The sequence below is a fragment of the Streptomyces sp. NPDC048290 genome, from assembly GCF_040652095.1.
GTDB lineage: Bacteria > Actinomycetota > Actinomycetes > Streptomycetales > Streptomycetaceae > Streptomyces.
In genome coordinates this window covers 370,276-390,464 of the sequence record NZ_JBEZLM010000004.1, presented here as the reverse complement: position 1 = coordinate 390,464, position 20,189 = coordinate 370,276, and the positions used below count along the sequence as shown (strand labels likewise).

Sequence of the window (20,189 nt, the reverse complement as noted above, 5' to 3'; positions counted from 1 at the left end):
CCGAACGGACTGAACCAGCCTACGTCAGGCCCTTGGGACGCCGACGTCAGCCTCGTCGGGTGCCGCTGGGCCCGCCCGCCTCCGGTGTGCGTCAGCCGCCCCCCGCCGCCCCCAGCGCCACCCCCGCGAACACCCCCGCCAGCAGGAACGGGCCGAACGGGATCGTCGTGCGGCGGGTGGCGCGGTGACGGGCGAGGAGGGTGAGGCCGTACAGGGCGCCCGTCGCGAAGGCGGTGAACGTGCCGGTGAGGACCGTCGGCCAGCCGTACCAGCCGAGGCAGGCGCCCGCGGTGAGGGAGAGCTTCACATCGCCGAAGCCGAGTCCCGAGGGGTTGAGGAGGTGGAGGAGGAGGTAGGCGGCGGAGAGGGCGAGGGCGGCGAGGAGGGCGGTGGGCCAGTCGCCTTCGTGGGCGGGGTGCAGGGCGGCGACGCCCAGGAGGGCCGGGACCGCGGCGGCGAGGGGCAGGGTGAGGGCGTCCGGGAGGCGCTGGACGCGGAGGTCGACCACGGTGAGCAGGACGGCGGCCGGGGCGGCGAGCAGCCATACGGCCAGCTCCGGGCGGGGGCCGGTCGCCGCGGCGAGGGCCGCGCAGAGCAGGGCCGTCACGGCGGGGAGCAGGAGCGGGCGGGGCGGGCGGGGGGTCCGGCCCAGCCAGGAGCGCAGCGGGCGGCCGTCGGGGTCGGTGTCCCGCCAGGGTTCCTCCGGGGGGACCGCGAGGCGGTACGCGGCCCGGGGCAGCAGCGCGCCCGCCGTCGCGCCCCAGAGCACGCACGGGGCGAGCAGTGCCATGGTCCCCACGGCTACTCGGCCTTCGTCATCCGGGCCGTCGGTTCGCCGGACTCCACGCTGTCGGAGGAATAGGTGAGGTCGTCGCCGGTCGGGGTGAGGGTCACCATGTGCGGGGCCTCAGAGCAGTGGAAGGAGTTGTCGGCCGCGGCCTTGGCCTCCGCCACGACCTCGGTCTCCGAGGCGCTCTTCAGGGTGAGTTCGTCGACGCAGACACCGCCGAGGACATCGTTCTGGCGCACCTCGCCGAGGCTGCCGCCGATCTCCGCCTGCTTCAGGACCACGCGGAACGTGCCGGCCGGGATGCCCTGGGCCGAACCCTGGCCCTCCCAGGTGCCGAGGAAGCTCTCGGGGACGCCGGAACCGTCGCCGGGCGTGGCGGTCGCCGTGTCCGAGGGAGCCGTGTCCGAGGGTGCCGTTTCCGCGGGCGGGGTCACGGACGTGTCGGAGCCTTGGGCCCTGTCCGTGTCCGTGGAGTCCCGCCCCGGGAGGAGGTCGAAGAGGAAGACCGAGCCGACGGTCACCGCGGCCAGCGCCGTGGCCACCCCGAGCACCACCGTGCAGCTCAGCCGCCGCCCCCGGCCGCCGACGGCGGTAGCGGAGCCCGCGGCGACGGAGACCGAGAACCGCCCGGAGCCGGGGGGCTGCTCGGCGTCCCCCTGCACGGCCGTGGCCATCACCGGCGCCGGACCGAACTCCCCGACCGAACCGACCGAACCGACCGAACCGACCGGACCGACCGGACCGACCGACGGGCTGCTGAACCCCACCGGCCCCGAGGGCACCGCGTCCTGCACCGCCTCCGGCGCTGTGTCCTGCGCCGCCTCCGGAGCCGCGTCCAGATTGAGCAGCCGTACGGCCCCCCGGCTGACCTGTTCCACCAGCGGACCCGGCAGCCAGCCGCCCGCGACCAGGCGGGCCGCCCCGTCGGGAGCCAGCCGGGCGGCGATCTCGGCGGGCGTCGGCCGGGCCGCCGGGTCCTTGGTGAGACAGGCGGCGACCAGGTCCCGCAGCGTCCCGTCCAGCCCGGTCAGCTCGGGCTCCTCGTGCACCACCCGGTAGAGCAGCGCCGCCGAGGAGTCGCCGGGGAAGGGGGGCGCGCCGGTCGCCGCGTACGCCAGGACCGCGCCCAGCGAGAAGACGTCCGCGGCGCCCGTGACGCCCTTGCCGAGGATCTGCTCCGGGGACATGTAGCCGGGCGAGCCGACGGAGACGCCGGTGGCGGTGAGGGAGGCGGTGCCGTCGGTGGCGCGGGCGATGCCGAAGTCGATGAGGAGGGGGCCGTCCAGGGTGAGCAGGACGTTGGAGGGCTTCACGTCCCGGTGGACCAGGCCCAGTTCGTGGACGGCGGTCAGCGCCTCGGCGAGGCCCGCGCCGAGCGTGCGTACGGTGTGCGCGGGCAGGGCGCCGCCGTCGGTGACGGCCGCGGTCAGGGAGGGGCCCGCCGCGTAGGCGGTGGCGACCCAGGGGACCGGGGCTTCGGGGTCGGCGTCCAGGACCGGCGCGGTCCACGCCCCGCCGACCCGCCGCGCGGCCTCCACCTCCCGGCGGAAGCGGGCGCGGAACTCCTCGTCCAGCGCGAAGTGCGGATGGACGATCTTCACGGCGACCGTACGGCCGCCCGCGCTGCGGCCGAGATAGACCCGGCCCATGCCGCCCGCCCCCAGCCGGCCGAGCAGCCGGTAGGGACCCATCGCGGTCGGTTCGTCGGCTCCGAGCGGCTGCATGGCGGCCTCTTCCCCCTGGGTGCCCGTACGGACGTGCCGCCCGGAAGCGTATAAGCACCGGACCCGGCACGGCAGGGAGGTCGCTGAGGAGTTACGGGCGCAGCAGTTCCACCTTCACATCGGCCGGGAAGCCGGTGGTGGGGCCGACGCGGCGGGCGAACTCGGCGAGCGCGGCGAGCTGCGGCGGGCCGAAGTGGAAGTCGAGGGTGGTGAAGTAGCGCTCCAGGACCTGCTCGTCGAACGCCTCCCAGCGGGCGGCCTGCTCGGCGACCTTGCCGACCTCCTGCCGGGACAGCTCCAGGGAGGCGAGGAACGCCTCGTGCACCTGGCGGGTCAGCTCCGGCTCGCGCTCCAGATAGTCGCGGCGGGCGGCCCAGATCGCGAAGACGAACGGCAGCCCGGTCCACTCCTTCCACAGCGAACCCAGGTCGTGGACGTCGAGCCCGAAGCGCGGCCCGTCGTGGAGGTTGGCCCGCAGCGCCGCGTCACCGATCAGTACGGCGGCGTCGGCCTCCTGCATCATCAGGCTGAGGTCGGGCGGGCAGGTGTAGTACTCGGGCCGTACGCCGTAGCGCTCCGCCAGCAGGAGCTGGGCGAGCCGGACCGAGGTGCGGGAGGTGGAGCCGAGGGCGACGCGGGCGCCGTCGAGCCGGTCCAGCGGGACCTGGGAGACGATCACGCAGGACATCACGGGGCCGTCGCAGCCGACCGCGATGTCCGGGAAGGCCACCAGGTCGTCGGCGTTCTTGAGGTACTCGACGACGGTGACGGGGCCGATGTCGAGGTCCCCGCGGACCAGCCGCTCGCTGAGCTTCTCCGGCGTGTCCTTGGTCAGCTCGAAGTCCAGGAGGGTGCCGGTTCTCGCGAGCCCCCAGTACAGGGGCAGGCAGTTCAGGAACTGGATGTGGCCGACGCGCGGCCGGGTGCGAGAATTGTCCACATCGGGAGGCTAGACCCTGGGTGGCCGCCCGGCGGGAGCGGGGCGCGCTCGGGCCGGGTGGGGCCGTTCAAACACCCGGGTGGCGTGATCTTGACCTCTATTGCATTCCCGGGCCCGCGTGCTAGGCTCGCCGCAAGTTGCAGTTTGGTTTCCCTTGCAGTACAGAGCCTGCGGAGCATGTGACCGCGGGCTCTCGTCGTTCTTGGACTTATGGCAGTTGTGCAGAAACACATCTTCACACTTGCTGGTTCTGGAGCAGGGCAACCCTTTGGGCCCAAGGAGGGCTTATGGCTACCGGAACCGTGAAGTGGTTCAACGCCGAAAAGGGCTTTGGATTCATCGCCCAGGAAGGCGGCGGCCCCGACGTCTTCGTCCACTACTCCGCGATCAACGCGAGCGGCTTCCGCTCCCTCGAGGAGAACCAGCAGGTGTCCTTCGACGTCACTCAGGGTCCCAAGGGCCCGCAGGCGGAGAACGTCACCCCGGTCTGACCGGTCTGATTCTCTCGGATCTGATCCAGGATCGAATAGCAGTACCCAAGGAGCCCCATGCCGCAAGGCGACGGGGCTCCTGCCCTTTTCCCGGCCATCGCCGTCCCGGGTCGCGGCCCTCTCCCCCGACGTGAATTCTTCGCGAATTCCACCCGGGCAGCCGCTCAAACGTGCTGCATGAGCAGGACGAACTTCGTGCCCGGCTCCAGCGCCCGGTACGAATGGGCGACATCGCCCCGATACGTCATGTAGTCCCCGGCGCCGAGTTCTTCCTCCGCGCCGCGCGGGCCCGCTTTCACCCGGCCGGCCGCCACCACGAGATGTTCCACGGTCCCCGGAATATGGGGCTCCGATTCATGCGCGGCGCCGGGTTCCATCTGGACGTCGTAGAGATCGCGCCGGGCGCCGGGCGGGCTCGCGGAGAGCAGCGCGGCGGAGTAGCCGGTCTGTCCGGAGCGGGTCGCGGGGCCCTGTCCGGCGCGGATCACCCGGACGGCCGGAACGGGCGGTTCGACCAGCGCGCTGAACGGGACGCCGAGGGCGACGGCCAGCGCCCAGATGGTCTCCATGCTGGGGTTGCCGGAGGCCGACTCCAGCTGACTGAGCGTGGACTTGGCGATTCCGGCGCGTTTGGCCAGCTCGGAGAGGGACAGCCCGAGGCGGGTGCGCTCCCGGCGCAGGGCGGCGGCGAGCCAGTCGAGAGGGAGGCGGGGCGGGGGTGCGCTGTCCATGAATGAGACTCCGTTCGCCACATCGGTCCACATGTTCGCCTTGACGAACATGAACGATTCTGTTCATTCTAGAGAACATGCGTTCGCTGCTCCGAACACCCAGGGATCTGGTCCGGGATGCCTCGCTGGTCTGGCTGGCCAGCGGGGTCGTCGGCGTGTCCTTCGGGGCGATCTCGGTGGCGGGCGGACTGCCGCTGTGGGTGCCGGTGGTGCTGTCGCTGCTGGTGTACGCGGGATCGGCGCAGCTCAGCGCGGTCGGGGTGCTGCTGGCGGGCGGGGGCCCGCTGGCGGCGGCGGCCACCGGTCTGCTGCTGAACACCCGCACGGTCGCCTTCGGGCTGGCCGTCGCGGACGTGCTGGGCCGGGGCCGGGTGGCGCGGCTGCTCGGGGCGCATCTGGTGACCGACGAGACGGTCGCCTTCGCGCTGGCCCAGGAGGACCCGGCGCGGCGGCGCGCCGCGTTCTGGATCTCCGGGGTGGGGCTGTTCGCGGTGTGGAACCTCGGGGTCCTGGCCGGGGCGCTGGCGGGCGGCGCGCTGGGCGACACGGCCCGCTACGGCCTCGACGCGGCCTTCCCCGCCGTTCTGGTGGCGCTGGTGCTGCCGACCCTGCGCAAGGACCCGGCGGTGCGGCGGGCCGCGCTGCTCGGGGCGGCGGTGGCGCTGGCGGTGACACCGCTGGTCCCGGCGGGGCTGCCGGTGCTGCTGGCCCTGGCGGGCCTGGCGCTGTACGGACGGCACGGGAAGACGGTGACGGCGTGAACGCGACGGTGGCGATGATCCTGGCGCTGGCGGTGGGTACGTACGCCTTCCGGCTGGTGGGCCCGGTGCTGCACGGCCGGGTGACGGTGCCGGACCGGGTACGGGAGCTGATGGCGGCCGGGGCGGTGGTGCTGCTGGTGGCCCTGCTGACGACGGGCGCGCTGACGGAGGGCGGGGGGTTCGCCGGGTGGGCGCGGCCGACGGGCGTGCTTGTCGGCGGTGTACTGGCGTGGCGCGGGGCGCCGTTCGTGGTGGTGGTGCTGGGGGCGGCGGGGGCGACGGCGCTGCTGCGGCTGGCGGGGGTGGGCTGAGGGCCGTTGTCAGTGCCGGGCGCTACGTTCGACACCATGACCGACGTGCACCGCGAGTCCGAGGCTGAGTCCGAGTCACTGACCCGGGTCTTCTACGACGCCGTGGCCGAGGAGTACACGGAGATGGCCCGGCCCGACCTGCCGGGCAAGCCGCTGGAGCGGGCGCTGCTCGGCGCGTTCGCCGAACTCGTGCGCGGTCAGGGCGAGGTGGCGGACCTGGGCTGCGGGCCGGGGCTGGTGACGGGGTATCTCAGCGGGCTGGGGCTGCCGATGCGGGGGCTGGACCTGTCGGAGTCGATGCTGACGGTGGCCCGGCGGGAGAACCCCGGCCTGCGGTTCGAGCGGGGCTCGATGCTGTCGACGGGGATGGCGGACGGGTCGCTCGCCGGGATCGTGTCGTACTACTCCTCGATCCATACGCCGATGGACCGGCTCCCGGCGCTGTTCGGCGAGTTCCGGCGGATTCTGCGGCCGGGCGGGCATCTCTTCCTCGCCTTCCAGGTCGGCGACCGTCACCGCACCCTGGACCGCCCCTTCGGCCACCCCGTCACCCTCGACTTCCGGCGCCGCCGCCCGGAGCGGATGGCGGCGCTGCTGGAAGAGGCGGGGTTCGTGGGGTGTTCGCGGACGGTCCGGGAGGCGGCACCGGACAGCGACGAGACGACCCCGCACGCGTTCCTCACCGCGCGCCGGGTTCCTTGAGGGAGACCTCGGCCCAGACGGTCTTGCCGACCTGCCGGTCCATGACGCCCCACGCGAGGCTCAGGACCGTGACGATGATCAGGCCGCGCCCGTTCTCGGCGTCCGGGTCGAGGACGTAGCGGAGCTTGCGTTCGCCCCGGGCGTCGCTGACCTCGATCCGGAGGATGTCCTCGGTGGGCAGCAGGAGCCGCAGATGGCATCCTCGGCCCCGAACATGACCGTGAGTGACGGCGTTGGCGGCGAGTTCGGCGACGATCTGCCGGGCGTTCTGGTTGCCCCGACTCCCGCGGGGATGGCCCCAGGCAGCGACCTGACGTTCCGTGATGTCTCGGGCGATGCTTGCGCCGAGCGGGGTGGAGCTGAAGTGCCGGGAAAGTTGGGGGGTGGAGATTTCGGGGTTCATGTGACTGAGCGTGGTCGGTCCTACCTACTCTGAACAGGAGAGGCGGGACGACAGGAAGTTCTGTCGGCTGTCACCACAACGGCGTGAGGACGGTGGGCACATGACCGAGGACAACGATCTGCCCATGGAGGCGGCGGAGTCAACGGCGCTTTTCGGCGCGGTGGGCAAACTGCTCCGGTTGCTCCGTGAGCGAGAGGGGTTAACCCAGAAGGCGTTCGGCGAGCTGGTCGGCTACGGCCCGGACGCGATCGGCGCGATGGAGCGCGGGGTGCGGGTGCCGCGACCGGAGATGCTGGAGAAGGCGGACGAGATCCTGGGCGCGAACGGGATGCTGCTGGAGATGGTGCCGGATGTGAGGCTCGCCATCCAGCAGGCGCAGTTGCGGCATCCGGAGTGGTATCGGAGTTACGCCGCGTTGGAGGCGGAGGCAGTTGAGCTGCACCACTACAGCAATCAGGTGGTGCAAGGGCTGCTCCAGACGGAGGACTATGCACGGGCCGTGTTCACCCAGCGTCGTCCGCTCTACAGCGAGGAGATCATCGAGAAACGCATTACAGACCGGCTCTCCCGCCAGCAGGTGTTCGAGAGCTGGCCCCCGCCGTTCGTCAGTTATGTCCTGGAAGAGGCCATTCTCGACCGGCCGATCGGCGGACGGGCTGTCCTTGCCGGGCAGTTGCGGCGACTCTTGAGTGTCGGCGCCATGCGGAACGTCGAGATTCAGGTGATGCCCTCGCTCGTCGAGGAACACCCCAACCTGGACAGCGCGTTCAACCTGCTGACGCCAAGGGAACACGGGCAAGCGGCATACACCGAGGCACAGGGCTTCCCGCAGTTGATCACTGACCGAAAAGAGGTCCGGAAGATCGCCGACCGCTATGGGATCATGCGGGCGCTAGCTCTGACCCCTCGCGAGTCAAGGGCACTGATCGAGAAAAAGTTGGAGGAGCTGTGAGCACCGAAGGACAGACCTGGTTCAAGTCCAGCTACAGCAGCGGCGAAGGCGGCGACTGCCTCGAAGCGTCGTTCACTTGGCACAAGTCGAGCTACAGCGGCGGCGAAGGCGGCGAGTGCGTAGAGGTCGCCGCCTGCCCCCGCACCATCCACATCCGCGACTCCAAGAACCCCACGGGCCCGCAGCTAGCGCTGACCACAGACGCCTGGGCCCACTTCCTCACGCTCACCGCAAGGCATCACGACCACTGACCACAGAGCAGCCGGAGGAGCCATGAGCACCGAAGGACGGACCTGGTTCAAGTCGAGTTACAGCGGCGGTGAAGGCGGCGATTGCCTCGAAGCCGCTTTCACCTGGCGCAAGTCGAGCTACAGCGATGGCTCGGGGGGCGAATGCGTAGAGATCGCCTATCCCTGGCACAAGTCCAGCTACAGCGAGGGCTCCGGTGGGGATTGCGTAGAGATCGCCTCCTGCCCCCACACCGTCCACATCCGCGACTCCAAGAACCCCACCGGCCCCCAACTCGCTCTCACCGCCACCGCTTGGGACCACTTCCTCAGGCTCTCCGCACAGGAGCGGGAGGAGGCATGAGGGCCGAGGAGCGGGCCTGGTTCAAGTCCAGCTACAGCAGCGGCGAAGGCGGCGACTGCCTTGAAGCCGCCTTCACCTGGCACAAATCCAGCTACAGCGACGGTGAGGGCGGAGACTGCCTGGAGTTCGCCCCCTCCTGGCGCAAGTCGACGCACAGCGACGGTGAAGGTGGCGAATGCCTAGAGGTCGCCACCTGCCCACATGCCGTCCACATCCGCGACTCCAAGATCCCCGCTGGCCCCCAACTCGCCCTCTCTGCCGCCGCCTGGCACGAGTTCCTGGCAACAGCGGCAGAGAACCCGGAGGAGCCATGAGCACGGACGGACGAACCTGGTTCAAGTCCAGCTACAGCAGCGGCGCAGGCGGAGACTGCCTCGAAGCCGCCTTCACCTGGCACAAGTCGTCCTACAGCAGCGGCGAAGGTGGCGAGTGCCTCGAAGTCGGCTACTCCTGGCGTAAGTCCAGCCACAGCAGCGGCGCCGGAGGCGAGTGCGTAGAGATCGCCACCTGCCCCCACACCATCCACATCCGCGACTCCAAGAACCCCACCGGCCCCCAACTCGCCCTCACCGCCACCGCCTGGCAGAACTTCCTGGTGCTAGCGGAGCGCTAACGCGCCACCGTTTCCGCGAACGCTCTTGCCAACGGGGACAGCGACGACCAGCGGCGGACCGCCCAGCCGACCGTCAAGGGGCGGAGTTCTGGGAGGGGGACCAGGCGTAGGGCGCCCGTGGGTGGGGTGGGCGTGCCGTTGAGGTGGAGTCTGGGCAGGGCGGGGACCACCGCTCTGCCCAGGCCCAGCTCCGCCAGCAGCAACGCCGTGTCCCAGTCCGTCACGCTCGTGTCGAACGAGAACCGCACCCCCAGCTCCGCGCAGCACGCGTCCAGGTGCGCGGCCGATGTCGAGTTCGGGGGGAGCCGGATCAGGCGCAGGTCGGCCAGGTCCCGGACGCGGGCGTGCGGGCGGTCGGCCATCGGGTCGTCGGCGCAGACCGCCAGGACCCACGGCAGATCCACCACCGCCCGCTGCTCGATGCCCCGCACTGGTGGGCCCAGCGTCACCCACGCGAGGTCCAGCTCGCTGTCGGTCAGCGCGTCGAAACACGCCCGGCTCGACGGCTCCGTACGGAATTCGAGGCTCGCCTCCGGATAGCGCTGGCGGAAACTCACCATCGCGTCCGCCATGAAGTGCCGCACGGTCGTCGCGCCGGTCGCCACCCGTACCGAACCCGTCTCTCCGTCGGCGAGTTCGCGGAGGTTGCGCAGGGCCAGGTCCAGGCCCGCCAGTCCCTCCGAGGCCGCCGCCTCCAGGATCTGGCCCGCGCGGGTGGGCGCGACCCCGCGCGGCTGGCGTTCCAGAAGGCTGACGCCCGTCTCCCGTTCCAGCCGTTTCACATGCTGGCTCACCGCCGACTGGGTCACCCCGAACTGCCGGGCCACCGCGCTCAGGCTGCCCGCACGGCACACGGCGACGAACACCCGGAGGTCTTCAAGAGTCATAACTCCCAAGCTAGCACTGGGGTGTTGCGAGAAATTTTTAGGATTGACTAAGCGGGAAGTGGCGTAAGACGATCGATCAACGGGGGCCGGGCCGACCGTTCCCTATGAGCCGCGCCGGAAAGGGGACGCCCGTGCCCTCCGTACAGCCGCGCAAAGGGACGGCGACCGCGCCGCCGTCCTCCCACACCCGTGCCATGACGCTGCTGCGCCATCTCGGTGCGGAATCGATTCCGCATCCCGGCGGGAGCCTGCTCGGTCATGTCGACCGGGTGCATCTGAGGCTGGCGCGCTGGCAGGCCCGCCCGGCGCTGCAACTCGCCGGGCTCTGCCACGCGCTGTACGGGACGGACGGGTTCAACAAGGCGCTGCTGCCGCTGGACCGGCGGGGCGCCATCGCCGCGGCGATCGGGGCGGAGGCGGAGGCGCTGGTCTATCTCTACGCGAGCTGCGACCGGGCGGCGACCTACCCGGGGCTGCCGGAGGGGCCGTTCCACGACCGGTTCACGGGCGCGGTGCGGGTGCCGCACGCCGGGCGGCTGCGGGACTTCGCCGAGCTGACGGCCGCGAACGAACTGGATGTCGCGACCCACGACGAGGACTTCCGGGCACGGTACGGGCGGGAGCTGTTCGCGCTGTTCAGCCGGATGCGTCCGCTGCTGGGGGACCCGGCGTGGGCGGACTGCCGGGCGGTGCTGCGGGGGTAGGGGATTCGGGGGTCTCGCTCGGCTGCCGGGGCGCGTTCTCGCGGAACAGGGCGAGGTTGTGGCGGGCGCGGCGGGTGTCCGGGTGGTCGGCGCCGAGAATCCGCTCGTACTCCGACAGCACACGCTCGTTGAGGGCGAGAGCGTCCTCGAACCGGCCGACATCGCCGTAGGACACCGCGAGGTTGCTGCGGGCGTCGAGAGTGCGCGGGTGATCGGCGCCCATGATCCGCTCCACATCGGCCAGCACCCGCTCGCTCAGGGCCAGCGACTCCTCGAACCGTCGCACGGCCGTGTAGAGGACGGCCAGATTGTTGCGGGCGTCCAGCGTGCGCGGATGATCGGCGCCCAGGGTCCGTTCGTACTGGGTCAGCACCGGCTCGACCAGGGCGAGCGCGTCATCGACCCGCCCCACGTCGCTGTAGGAGACGGCGAGATTGTGGCGGGCGACGAGCGTTTCGAGGTGGTCCGGGCCCAGGATTCGTTCCCGGTCGGCGAGCACCCGTCCGCGCAGCTCCAGAGCCTCTTCGACCCGCCCGGCCGCGCGGTAGTGGACGGCCAGGCTGGAACGGGCGTTCAGGGTGCGCGGACTGTCGGGTGCCAGGACCCGCTCGAACGCGGTCAGCACACGCTCATTGAGGGCGAGAGCGTCCTCGACCCGCCCCACATCGCCGTAGGACACCGCGAGGTTATGGCTGACGGTGAGGGTGTGGGGGTGGTCGGGGCCGTGGATGCCGCTGCTGACCTGGACGTTCGCCTCGTCGTTCTCCACCGCCTGGTGATAGAGGCCCGTCGCGGTGAGGCTGCTGCTGACCTCGTAGACACAGGCGTGGGGCTCCGGCAGCCACAGTGCCGGGCGGGTCGTCCGTTCGAGGTGGATCGCGTTGGCCCGCAGCAGGGCGGCCAGCGCGCTTTCCTTGTGTTCCTGGCGGGGCCACAGCCCCATGATCGCGTCGGCCGCGGTGCGCGCGAGGGCGGGCACCGCGTCCGGCGCCACGGACTCCCGGGCGGCCCGCGCGGTCAGGGCGTGCATCCGTACCGACGCCCCGGCCGTGTCCTGGGCTATCAGGGCATAGGTCCGCAGCCGCTCGAGGACGTCGAGCACCTCCGCCCGGGTGACCGCCGGGAGCTGCTTGCGCAGCCAGCGGCGGCGCGGCGGGCGGGCGGTGGTCAGGTAGGCCAGGGCTCCCGGGGTGGTCCACGCGTCGGCGGGATGGCCGAGCGGGTCCATCAGGGAGGCCAGTTGGAGCAGTGGGCGGGCCAGGCCGCTGCGGTCGGCCTCCTCGATCGCCTCCAGGGAGAGCAGCAGGGAGACGGTGACCGGGCGGCCGTAGCCCTCGGTGTCCGCACTCGGCGGCAGCAGGTCGCCGAGGCGGTTCCCGGTGTCGTCCAGAAGGGCCAGGTAGTCCGCCATCGTGGTGCGCTTGTTGATCAGGTAGGCCGCCGCGTGTCCGAGGGCCAGCGGCAGATGGCCGAGCGCCCCCGCCAGCTCCACCGCCCGGCCGGGGTCGTGCAGCGGGGCATGGCCCGCGTCCGCCAGGCGGCGGTGGAAGTACGCCCGTGCCTCCGCCTCCGAGTACAGGCCCAGCCTGATCAACGCGCGGCCCGCCCCGCTGAGTTCCGCGTCGTCCCGCCTGCTCGTCGCCACCGTCCAGCCGCGTCCGCTGCCGCCGTCCGGCCACCACTCCCGTACGTCCGCCGGGTCGTCGATGTCGTCCAGCACCACCAGCCAGCGCCGCTCCGTCGCCGCCAGCCAGCGCAGCAGCAGCCGGGCCGCCGTGTCGTCGTCGTCCGGGGACAGGCCCGGGAGCCGCAGCCGTCCCGCCGCCTCCGCGTACGCGCTGATCACCTGGTCCGTGCTGGTGGCCCGGACCCACACCAGCACATCGAGTCCGGTGCCCTCCGCCCGCTCCTGGTCCCGGGCCTCACGGGCCAGCGAGGCCGCCAACTGGCTCTTGCCCACCCCGCCGGGACCGGACAGCACCACGTCCCCGCCCCTGCCGCGCGCGGCCTCGATCTTCTTGCGGACCGCCGTCCGCGGCTGGAACGCCGCCGCCCGCCGGGGCACGTCCCCCACCCACACCGGCCACTGGACCGAAGGACCCGCCTCCGGTGCCGGATGCACATGGAGGTCCCCGGCCACCTGTGTCACGTCCCGGCCCGCCCGCGCCCCCTGGCGCGCCCGCCGCTCCCCCGAGCCTTCCATCGCCTCAGCCCCGATCCCCGCCGACCTGGTCGATGTCCCCCGGGCCGTCGGAGCGGGCCCGCTGCCGTACGTCCGCCGAGCCGCCCGAACCGGGGCCGGGGACCCCGGCGTTCCCGCCCGTCTGCCGGATACCGCCCCGGCCGCGCGCCGACTGCCGTACCCGCCTCGTTCCGCCGCCCTGGGCCGCCCACCAGCCGAGCGCGGCCAGCGTGCCCGCCGCGACCAGTCCGGCCACCGGGCCGATCACGTCCCAGGGGTCGCTCCCCCCGTCCACCAGCACCGCCCACGGCACCGCCACCACCGCGAACGCCGCCGCCGAGCCCACCACCGCCACCAGCCACCGCACCGCAGCCGTCATCCTCGCCCCCTCCCAGCAACTCCCATGCTGGCACGGCGACTTCACTCCCCGCCGTACATCTCCTCCACCACCGCCTTGAAGTCCCGCAGGATCTGCTCCCGGCGGAGTTTCATCGTGGGGGTGAGATGGCCCGCGTGCTCGGAGAAGTCGACCGGCAGGACGGTGAAGCGGCGGATCGACTCGGGGCGGGAGACCAGCCGGTTGGCCTCGTCGACCGCGCGCTGGAGGACCGCGAGGAGTTCCTCGTCGTCGACCAGGAGTTCCGGGGGGACCGGGTGCTTGCCGTTCATCTGGCGCCAGTGCGTGAGGCCGTCGGCGTCGAGGGTGAGCAGGGCGGTGATGTACGGGCGGCGGTCGCCCAGGACCAGGCACTGGGAGATGAGGGGATGGGTGCGCAGGTAGTGCTCCAGCGGGGCGGGGGCCATGTTCTTGCCGCCCGTCGTGATCAGGATCTCCTTCTTCCGGCCGGTGATGGTCAGATAGCCGTCGTCGTCCAGCCGTCCGAGGTCGCCGGTCGGGAACCAGCCGTCCGGTGAGGCCGGGACCACCCCGCCGGCCGCCGGGTCCCAGTAGCCCCGGAACACCGGGCCGCCGGACAGCAGGATCTCCCCGTCGTCGGCGATCCGGACCCGGACCCCGGGCAGCGGCCAGCCGACCGTGCCCATCCGGGGCCGCAGCGGCGGGGTGCAGGTCGCCGCGCCGGTGGACTCGGTGAGGCCGTAGCCCTCGTAGATCTCCAGGCCGGTGCCCGCGTAGAACGCGGAGATGTCCCGGCCGAGCGGGGAGCCGCCGCAGATCAGCTGGCGGACCCGGCCGCCCAGCGCGGTCCGGATCTTGCGGTAGACCAGCGGGTCGTACACCGCGCGGGCCGCCCTCAGACCGCGCCCGGGGCCGTCCCCGGTGCCGTGCTGGGCGGCCTCCAGGGCTTCGCCGTACCGTCGGGCGACCCGCGCCGCCCGGTCGAACGAGCCGGCCTTGCCCCGGCGTTCGGCGGTGGCACGGGCACTGTGGAAGACCTTCTCCAGCATGTACGGGATGGCCAGCAGGAAGGTCGGGCGGAACGCGGCCAGGTCGGCGAGGAGATCCTCGGACTTCAGGCTCGGCGCGTGGCCGAGGCGGACCCGGGCGCGGACGCACGCCACCGCCACCATCCGCCCGAACACATGCGAGAGGGGGAGGAAGAGCAGCGTCGCCGGTTCGTCGTCGGTGCGGGACTTGAAGACCGGGTAGAGGAGTTCGATCGCGTTGTCGACCTCGGAGAGGAAGTTGCCGTGGGTCAGGGCGCAGCCCTTGGGGCGGCCGGTGGTGCCGGAGGTGTAGACGATGGTGGCGAGCGTGTCGGGGCCGAGCACCCCGCGCCGCACCCCGACCTCCGAGTCCGCCAGCGCCCGCCCGACCTCCGCGAGCCGGTCCACATGTCCCTTGCCGATGGTCCACAGATGCCGCAGATCCGGCAGCAGCCCCAGCTCCGGGCCGAGCGCGGCGGCCTGTTCGGCGGTCTCGGTGAGCAGCGCGACCGCGCCCGAGTCCTGGAGTATCCAGCGGGTCTGGAAGACCGAGGAGGTCGGATAGACCGGCACGGTCACCAGCCCGGCCGCCCACGCGGCGAAGTCCAGCAGCGTCCATTCGTACGACGTCCGGGACATGAACGCGATCCGGTCCCCCGGGTTCAGCCCCTCCGCGATCAGGCCCTTGGCCACCTCCCGGACCTGCGCGGCGAACTCCGCCGCCGTCACATCCGTCCAGCTCCCGTCCTCCGTACGGCGGCTGAGGACCCGGTGCTCCGGCGCGGCGGACGCGTTCTCGAACGGCAGATCGGCCAGCGAGCCGTGCGAGACCGCCGGCATCAGCGGCGGGACGGCGGCCTCCCGCACCTCCCCGTCCAGCCACCGCACCTCCGGCGCCACCAGCACCGGACCGCCGTCGGGGTCGTACTCCAGGGACGCGGCGGCGGGGTCGGGGGGCAGCGGGGAGGCGGACGACGACGAGTACGAGATGGTCATGGCAGCTCCTGGGGCCTACAGCAGCCGTGCACTGCTCTGCGGCATCTGGTACGCGCTGGGCGTACGGAGGCGTTCACCGGCGGAGCCGCGAGTCGGCCGCCGCGCCGGTCGAGTCGTGATCGTACGGCGGGGTCATGGGGAGTACGTGCGGTTTCGGGGACTTTACGGCGGAGGTCTGCGCATATCTTGTTACCCGAAGTAACATTACCCATAAGTAAGTACCCGCAAGTAAGTACCGGAAGCGCCGGGGAGTCGTCAATGCTGTTGCCCATGTCCCGCCGGGCCGGAGCGGATGCCGGTTTCCCCCGGAATCCGATCGTCCGGCCCGTCCCGCCGATCGACCCGGCGCGGCTCGCCCGCTACGAACGGCTCTGCGGCTTCCCGGCGACCGGGACCCTGCCGCTCCCCTACCCCCAGGTCCTCGCCTTCCGGGCGACTCTCCGGCTGATGAGCCGCCGGGACTTCCCCCTGCCGGTCGCGGGACTGGTCCACACCTGGATCGAACTGACCCGGCACGAAAGCCTTCCGGCGGCCGGGACGTACGAACTCTCCGTACGGATCGCCGCGCTGACACCGCACCGGCGGGGGACGGAGGCGACGGTGGTGACCGAACTCCGGGACGGGCGGGGGGCGGTGGTGTGGGAGTCGAGGAGCGGCTATCTGGCCCGACACCGGAGGGGGGCGCCGGGTCCGGCGGAACGGGGGGCTGGGAGGCGGGGGGTGGGCCGGGTGAGGCGGGGGCTCCGGGCGCGGTAGGTGGCTCAGGCTCGGCGGGGGCTCCAGGCGCGGGGGGCCTGGCGGGCGGGCCGGGAACGCCGGGCGCGGTGGGCACGGCGGGCGGTCCAGACACGGCGGGCGGCACGGGCGCGGCACGGGCTCCGGAGGCGGCGGGGACTCCGGGCGCGGCGGATGCTCAGGGGGGCGCGGCGGGCGGTTTGGGAACGCCGGGCGCGGGGGGCGCTCCAGGGGGCGCGGCGGGCGGTTCGGGAATGCCGGGTGCGGGGGGCGCTTCGGGCACGGCGGGCGGGCTGAGCGCGGCGCGGGCTCCGGAGGCTGCGGGTGGGCCGGGCGCGGCGGGGGCTCCTGGGGTGTCGGACGCGTCGGGCGTCGTGGGTGAGCCGGTGGGTGGCGTAGACGCGGGGTCTCTCCCCGTCCGCGCCATGTGGTCGCTCCCCGCCGACCTCGGCCGTCGCTACGGCTCCGTCTCCGGTGATCGCAACCCCATCCACCTCCACCCGCTCACCGCCCGCCTGTTCGGCTTCCCGCGCCCCATCGCGCACGGAATGTGGACGGTCGCCCGCGCGCTCGCCGCCCACGGCGCCCCGGACGCCGTACAGGTCCGGGCGGACTTCCGCCGACCCGTCGCCCTGCCGGGCGTGGTGCGGTACGGGGCCCGGGGCGGGCGGTTCGAGGTGCGGGGCGAGGACGGGGTCGTACGGGTGACGGGGAGCGTCCGGCCGATCGGACCGGGGTGAGGGAGCGGGGCTCAGGGCGCCGGGGCCACCCAGCGTCTGCCCTCCAGCAGATCGCCGAGGCCGGTCCAGGCGAAGTTCATCAACGAGGCGGCGGCCTGCCGGGCGGTGACACCGGGGGTGGTATTGGCCCAGGCCGCGAGGGACTCGGCGGCGCCCACCAGGGCCTCGGCCAGCCCGGCGAGTTCGGGCTCGGACTGGGGCTCGCCCTGTCCCGCCTCGCGCATGGCCGCGGCGATCAGCTCGGCGACCAACGCCACGATCTCCGCGCGCATCGCGTCGGCCACGGCCGCGAACCGGTCCCCATGGGTCCGCGCCCGCAGATGCAGCACCGCCCAGCCGTCGGGGTGCTCGGCGGTGTGGGTGAAGAACGCCAGGAGCCCTTCCCACAGCCGCCGGTCGGCGGGCAGATCGGCGCGGGCCCCGGCGCGCACGGCGTCGGTGAGGGCCTGGGCCTCACGGCGGATGCAGGCGGTGAACAGATCGTCCTTGGAGTTCAGATACAGATACACCAACGGCTTGGAGACCCCCGCGAGTTCCGCGATGTCGTCCATGGAGGCCGCCATGTATCCCCGCCGGCCGAAGATCCGTACGGCGGCGTCCAGCATCTGCTGCTCACGGACCGCGCGCGGCATCCGTTTGCTCTTCACAGCACCCATACGCAGTAGCGTACGGTCCGTTCGACGCGCCGATGACCAGGGGCGGGGCTGCGGAACCTCCGCTACCGCCGCCGCCCGCCGATGCCGTACGACGGCCAGGGGCCGTCCGCGCGGTGTGCGCGCGGACGGCCCCTGGGGAACGGCGGGAACGGCGGGAGCGGGTCAGGCGACGGCCGGGACCGGGGTCTTGTCCGCCACCGGCTCGTCGACCGGCGAACCGCCCGCCTTGTCGTAGGCGTCACGGTCGAGGATGCCCTCGCGGGCCGAGACCAGGACCGGGACCAGCGCCTGACCGGCCACGTTGGTGGCGGTGCGCATCATGTCGAGGATCGGGTCGATGGCGAGCAGCAGACCGACGCCCTCCATGGGCAGGCCCAGCGTGGACAGGGTCAGCGTCAGCATCACCGTGGCACCGGTCAGTCCGGCCGTGGCGGCGGAGCCGACGACGGAGACGAACGCGATCAGCAGGTAGTCGCCGATGCCGAGCTGGATGTCGAAGATCTGGGCGACGAAGATCGCGGCGATGGCCGGGTAGATCGCGGCGCAGCCGTCCATCTTGGTCGTGGCGCCGAACGGCACCGCGAACGACGCGTACTCCTTCGGCACCCCGAGCCGCTCGGTGACCCGCTGGGTGACCGGCATGGTGCCGACCGAGGAGCGGGAGACGAAGGCGAGCTGGATCGCGGGCCAGGCGCCCTTGAAGAACTGGAGCGGGTTGGCCTTGGCGACCGTGGCGAGCAGCACCGGGTAGACGATGAACAGGACGATCGCGCAGCCGACGTAGATGTCGGCGGTGAAGGTGGCGTACTTGCCGAGCAGGTCCCAGCCGTAGGTGGCGATCGCGTTGCCGATCAGACCGACCGTGCCGAGCGGGGCGAGCCGGATGACCCACCACAGGGCCTTCTGGAGCAGTTCGAGGATCGACTCGCTGAGGCTGAGGATCGGCTGCGCCTTCTCGCCGAGCTGAAGGGCGGCGATACCGGCGACGGCGGCCATGAAGACGATCTGGAGGACGTTCAGCTCGGTGAACGGGGTGATGACGTCCGTCGGGATGATGCCGGTCAGGAAGTCCAGCCAGGAGCCGGTGTTCTCAGGTGCGGCGCCGTCGGCCGGGGTGAGGCCGGTGCCCGCGCCGGGGTTGGTGACCAGGCCGATGGTGATGCCGATGGCGACCGCGATCAGCGAGGTGATCATGAACCAGAGCAGGGTGCGGGAGGCCAGCCGGGCGGCGTTGTTGACCTTCCGCAGATTGGTGATGGACACCAGGATCGCGAAGAAGACGAGCGGGGCGACGGCCAGCTTCAGCAGGCCGATGAAGATGTCGCCGATCCTCTCCAGGGTCGTGACCAGCCAGGAGACATCGGCGGACCTGGCGATCCAGCCGAGCGCGACGCCCAGCACGAGACCGATGATGATCTGGGCCCAGAAGGGCACTCTGAGGGCCGACTTGAGAGAGGGCGTGTTCTCGGACACGGGCATGGCTCCGGGGGGATGCGGGGACGCGGGGGACGCGCAGAAGGGGACGGGAAGTGCTGCCGTGGAAACGGGCGTGGGACCTGGCGCTGAACTGGCGGGGCCCGTGGCGGACGGGCCGGGAGAACGTTGTCAGCGGCGACAGCTGGCGGAGGCGCACCGGCAGAGGTCCACATGCAGGCGCTCGACGAGCGGGACGCTCGGAGGCATGACGGACTCGGCTGCGGACTTCATGTCTAGACCGTAACACCAAGGCTTTGAGATCCTCAAAGCCTTTCTTTGAGAGGTACAACACGCCGCATACCCACGCAAAGCAAAGCACCCCGGGCGAACCGGGGTGCTGAGAGGTATGCGAGGGGGGCTGCGGCTACGAGGTCTGCGCCTGCCCCTGTCCCTGTCCCTGGGACTGGGCCTGGGCGCGGGACCTGGCCTGGCCCTTCTGCTTGCCCGGCCCGGGCTCCTGGGCGTCCGTCCGCGCGGCGGCGCGGGCCGCGTCGTCGGCGACGTCCTCCTGGGTGCGGTTGGCCTCCAGGTTGGCCTTCATCCGGTCGACCCGGCCGACGATCCCGATCGAGGCGCGGTCCCGCTCCTTGCGCAGCGCCACGAAACTGATGGGAGCGGAGATCACCAGCGCGAGCAGCACGATCCACATGCCGTTGGACTCGCCGAGTCCGCGCGGGGCGATGCCGGAGTAGACGAGACCCCAGACGGCCAGGAGACAGGCCACGAAGATTCCGAGGCGCATCAGCGTGTAGCGGAGCATCTCACACCACTTCTTCCGTTCCTGTTCCGTTCCTGGGGGACACCGTCCAGTGAAGCACGCCTCCCGGCCCGGCCCGGGAGGGGGGTGCGAGGGGACCTCCTAGGGACCCGGTTCAGCCGAGCGGCAGCAGCATGATGACGTCGTCGCGGTCGTCGCCGGGCGCGACCCGGATCGCGCCGGGTATGCGGCCGACCTCCTGGTAGCCGCAGGAGCCGTAGAACCGCTCCAGGCCGAGGCCGCCGCGGCAGCCGAGCCGGATGGCCTCGACGCCCTCGAACCCGGGCGCGGTACGGGCCGCGTGGGCGGCCTCGGCGAGCAGGGCGCGGCCGTGGCCCCCGCCCTGGTGCCGGGGATGGACCATCACCGTGAACAGCCAGACCCAGTGGGTCATCAGCTGATGGGCGTTGAAGGCGAAGAACGCGGTCGCGGCGACCCGCCCGTCGGTGTCATGGCCGACGAGCAGCCGGGTGCGGCCGTCGGCCATCGCGGCGAGGTGCTTGAGCAGTTCGGGCCGGATGGTCTCCGGGTCCACCGGGGGGACGTAACCGACGGCCCCTCCGGCGTTCGACACCTCGGCCCAGAGGTCGAGGATGCCGTCGCGCAGGGCGGGGTCGACGGAGGGGTCGAGCGTGAAGGTGAGGGTCATGGCGAGCCGGGT

General features: G+C 72.1%; 22 protein-coding genes and 3 pseudogenes. 12 read left to right on the top strand and 13 right to left on the bottom strand.

Features of this window, described 5'->3' with window-relative positions; translation table 11 throughout:
- Window positions 1–91: 91 nt before the first annotated feature.
- The 3 genes from AB0D49_RS09105 to AB0D49_RS09095 form a co-directional block, all read right to left on the bottom strand.
- Window positions 92–790: an A24 family peptidase gene (locus AB0D49_RS09105; protein WP_362753210.1), complete on the bottom strand. Its 699-nt coding sequence runs from the start codon at window positions 788–790 to the stop codon at window positions 92–94.
- Window positions 791–801: 11 nt separating this feature from the next.
- Window positions 802–2,514 (bottom strand): serine/threonine-protein kinase, encoded by a 1,713-nt coding sequence (locus AB0D49_RS09100; RefSeq protein WP_362753207.1) that lies wholly within the window; start codon window positions 2,512–2,514, stop codon window positions 802–804.
- A gap of 91 nt (window positions 2,515–2,605) precedes the next feature.
- A complete protein-coding gene (locus AB0D49_RS09095) occupies window positions 2,606–3,454 on the bottom strand; it encodes a menaquinone biosynthesis protein (RefSeq protein ID WP_362753204.1) in 849 nt (282 codons plus the stop codon).
- 287 nt (window positions 3,455–3,741) lie between these two features.
- Between AB0D49_RS09095 and AB0D49_RS09090 the strand changes: the two genes are divergently transcribed.
- Window positions 3,742–3,945, top strand: coding sequence for a cold-shock protein (locus AB0D49_RS09090; RefSeq protein WP_003992177.1), 204 nt, complete (start codon window positions 3,742–3,744; stop codon window positions 3,943–3,945).
- 164 nt (window positions 3,946–4,109) lie between these two features.
- Here the strand turns inward: AB0D49_RS09090 and AB0D49_RS09085 are convergent, their stop codons facing one another.
- Window positions 4,110–4,676 carry an XRE family transcriptional regulator gene (locus AB0D49_RS09085; protein ID WP_362753201.1) on the bottom strand — a complete coding sequence of 189 codons (567 nt, stop codon included), beginning with the start codon at window positions 4,674–4,676 and terminating at the stop codon, window positions 4,110–4,112.
- Between the two features lie 77 nt (window positions 4,677–4,753).
- Here AB0D49_RS09085 and AB0D49_RS09080 point away from each other — a divergent pair, with 77 nt between their 5' ends.
- From AB0D49_RS09080 to AB0D49_RS09070, 3 genes are read left to right on the top strand one after another with little or no spacing between them, the layout of a single operon-like run.
- The gene (locus tag AB0D49_RS09080) at window positions 4,754–5,437 is read left to right on the top strand and encodes an AzlC family ABC transporter permease (protein WP_362753198.1); all 684 of its coding nucleotides are present in this window, start codon (window positions 4,754–4,756) and stop codon (window positions 5,435–5,437) included.
- Entirely contained in the window at window positions 5,434–5,748 is a 315-nt protein-coding gene (locus AB0D49_RS09075) for an AzlD domain-containing protein (protein WP_362753195.1), read from the top strand. Before AB0D49_RS09080 ends, AB0D49_RS09075 begins: the two co-directional genes overlap by 4 nt.
- 36 nt (window positions 5,749–5,784) lie before the next feature.
- On the top strand, window positions 5,785–6,450 hold the full coding sequence (locus tag AB0D49_RS09070; RefSeq protein WP_362753192.1) for a class I SAM-dependent methyltransferase: 666 nt from the start codon (window positions 5,785–5,787) through the stop codon (window positions 6,448–6,450).
- Here AB0D49_RS09070 and AB0D49_RS09065 read toward each other — a convergent pair.
- Complete coding sequence (locus AB0D49_RS09065) at window positions 6,428–6,853, bottom strand: ATP-binding protein (protein WP_362753189.1); 426 nt, start codon at window positions 6,851–6,853, stop codon at window positions 6,428–6,430. The genes AB0D49_RS09070 and AB0D49_RS09065 overlap by 23 nt on opposite strands.
- 100 nt (window positions 6,854–6,953) lie before the next feature.
- On the opposite strand from AB0D49_RS09065, the gene AB0D49_RS09060 reads away from it, so the two are divergent.
- From AB0D49_RS09060 to AB0D49_RS09040, 5 genes are read left to right on the top strand one after another with little or no spacing between them, the layout of a single operon-like run.
- Entirely contained in the window at window positions 6,954–7,805 is an 852-nt protein-coding gene (locus tag AB0D49_RS09060; protein WP_362753186.1) for a helix-turn-helix transcriptional regulator, read from the top strand.
- Window positions 7,802–8,056, top strand: coding sequence for a DUF397 domain-containing protein (locus tag AB0D49_RS09055; RefSeq protein ID WP_362753183.1), 255 nt, complete (start codon window positions 7,802–7,804; stop codon window positions 8,054–8,056). The genes AB0D49_RS09060 and AB0D49_RS09055 overlap by 4 nt, the downstream gene beginning before the upstream one ends.
- A 22-nt stretch (window positions 8,057–8,078) precedes the next feature.
- On the top strand, window positions 8,079–8,396 hold the full coding sequence (locus AB0D49_RS09050; RefSeq protein ID WP_362753180.1) for a DUF397 domain-containing protein: 318 nt from the start codon (window positions 8,079–8,081) through the stop codon (window positions 8,394–8,396).
- Complete coding sequence (locus AB0D49_RS09045; RefSeq protein WP_362753176.1) at window positions 8,393–8,710, top strand: DUF397 domain-containing protein; 318 nt, start codon at window positions 8,393–8,395, stop codon at window positions 8,708–8,710. Before AB0D49_RS09050 ends, AB0D49_RS09045 begins: the two co-directional genes overlap by 4 nt.
- Window positions 8,707–9,009, top strand: coding sequence for a DUF397 domain-containing protein (locus AB0D49_RS09040; RefSeq protein ID WP_362753173.1), 303 nt, complete (start codon window positions 8,707–8,709; stop codon window positions 9,007–9,009). The genes AB0D49_RS09045 and AB0D49_RS09040 overlap by 4 nt, the downstream gene beginning before the upstream one ends.
- Here AB0D49_RS09040 and AB0D49_RS09035 read toward each other — a convergent pair.
- Window positions 9,006–9,896 (bottom strand): LysR family transcriptional regulator, encoded by an 891-nt coding sequence (locus tag AB0D49_RS09035; RefSeq protein WP_362753170.1) that lies wholly within the window; start codon window positions 9,894–9,896, stop codon window positions 9,006–9,008. The two genes, AB0D49_RS09040 and AB0D49_RS09035, sit on opposite strands and share 4 nt — an antisense overlap.
- A gap of 194 nt (window positions 9,897–10,090) precedes the next feature.
- Here AB0D49_RS09035 and AB0D49_RS09030 point away from each other — a divergent pair, with 194 nt between their 5' ends.
- Window positions 10,091–10,600: a DUF6817 domain-containing protein gene (locus AB0D49_RS09030; protein ID WP_362753439.1), complete on the top strand. Its 510-nt coding sequence runs from the start codon at window positions 10,091–10,093 to the stop codon at window positions 10,598–10,600.
- Here AB0D49_RS09030 and AB0D49_RS09025 read toward each other — a convergent pair.
- Genes AB0D49_RS09025 through AB0D49_RS09015 form a run of 3 tightly spaced genes read right to left on the bottom strand, consistent with a single transcriptional unit; the run spans window position 10,533 to window position 15,164 of the window.
- The gene (locus AB0D49_RS09025) at window positions 10,533–12,803 is read right to left on the bottom strand and encodes a tetratricopeptide repeat protein (protein WP_362753167.1); all 2,271 of its coding nucleotides are present in this window, start codon (window positions 12,801–12,803) and stop codon (window positions 10,533–10,535) included. The genes AB0D49_RS09030 and AB0D49_RS09025 overlap by 68 nt on opposite strands.
- A gap of 4 nt (window positions 12,804–12,807) precedes the next feature.
- Window positions 12,808–13,161 carry a hypothetical protein gene (locus AB0D49_RS09020; RefSeq protein WP_362753164.1) on the bottom strand — a complete coding sequence of 118 codons (354 nt, stop codon included), beginning with the start codon at window positions 13,159–13,161 and terminating at the stop codon, window positions 12,808–12,810.
- A 41-nt stretch (window positions 13,162–13,202) separates the two neighbouring features.
- Window positions 13,203–15,164: an AMP-binding protein gene (locus AB0D49_RS09015; protein WP_362753161.1), complete on the bottom strand. Its 1,962-nt coding sequence runs from the start codon at window positions 15,162–15,164 to the stop codon at window positions 13,203–13,205.
- Window positions 15,165–15,422: 258 nt separating this feature from the next.
- Between AB0D49_RS09015 and AB0D49_RS09010 the strand changes: the two are divergent.
- Window positions 15,423–15,839, top strand: a pseudogene (locus tag AB0D49_RS09010) (hypothetical protein); the annotation flags it as partial.
- A 494-nt stretch (window positions 15,840–16,333) separates the two neighbouring features.
- Window positions 16,334–16,639: pseudogene (locus AB0D49_RS09005) on the top strand (MaoC/PaaZ C-terminal domain-containing protein); the annotation flags it as partial.
- Between the two features lie 11 nt (window positions 16,640–16,650).
- Here AB0D49_RS09005 and AB0D49_RS09000 read toward each other — a convergent pair.
- From AB0D49_RS09000 to AB0D49_RS08985, 4 genes and pseudogenes are all read right to left on the bottom strand, one after another.
- Window positions 16,651–17,295: a TetR/AcrR family transcriptional regulator gene (locus AB0D49_RS09000; protein WP_362753158.1), complete on the bottom strand. Its 645-nt coding sequence runs from the start codon at window positions 17,293–17,295 to the stop codon at window positions 16,651–16,653.
- Window positions 17,296–17,457: 162 nt separating this feature from the next.
- On the bottom strand, window positions 17,458–18,774 hold the full coding sequence (locus tag AB0D49_RS08995; protein ID WP_362753155.1) for a dicarboxylate/amino acid:cation symporter: 1,317 nt from the start codon (window positions 18,772–18,774) through the stop codon (window positions 17,458–17,460).
- Between the two features lie 475 nt (window positions 18,775–19,249).
- A pseudogene (locus AB0D49_RS08990) lies at window positions 19,250–19,531 on the bottom strand (DUF4229 domain-containing protein); the annotation flags it as partial.
- Between the two features lie 112 nt (window positions 19,532–19,643).
- Complete coding sequence (locus tag AB0D49_RS08985; RefSeq protein ID WP_362753151.1) at window positions 19,644–20,177, bottom strand: GNAT family N-acetyltransferase; 534 nt, start codon at window positions 20,175–20,177, stop codon at window positions 19,644–19,646.
- Window positions 20,178–20,189: the final 12 nt, after the last annotated feature.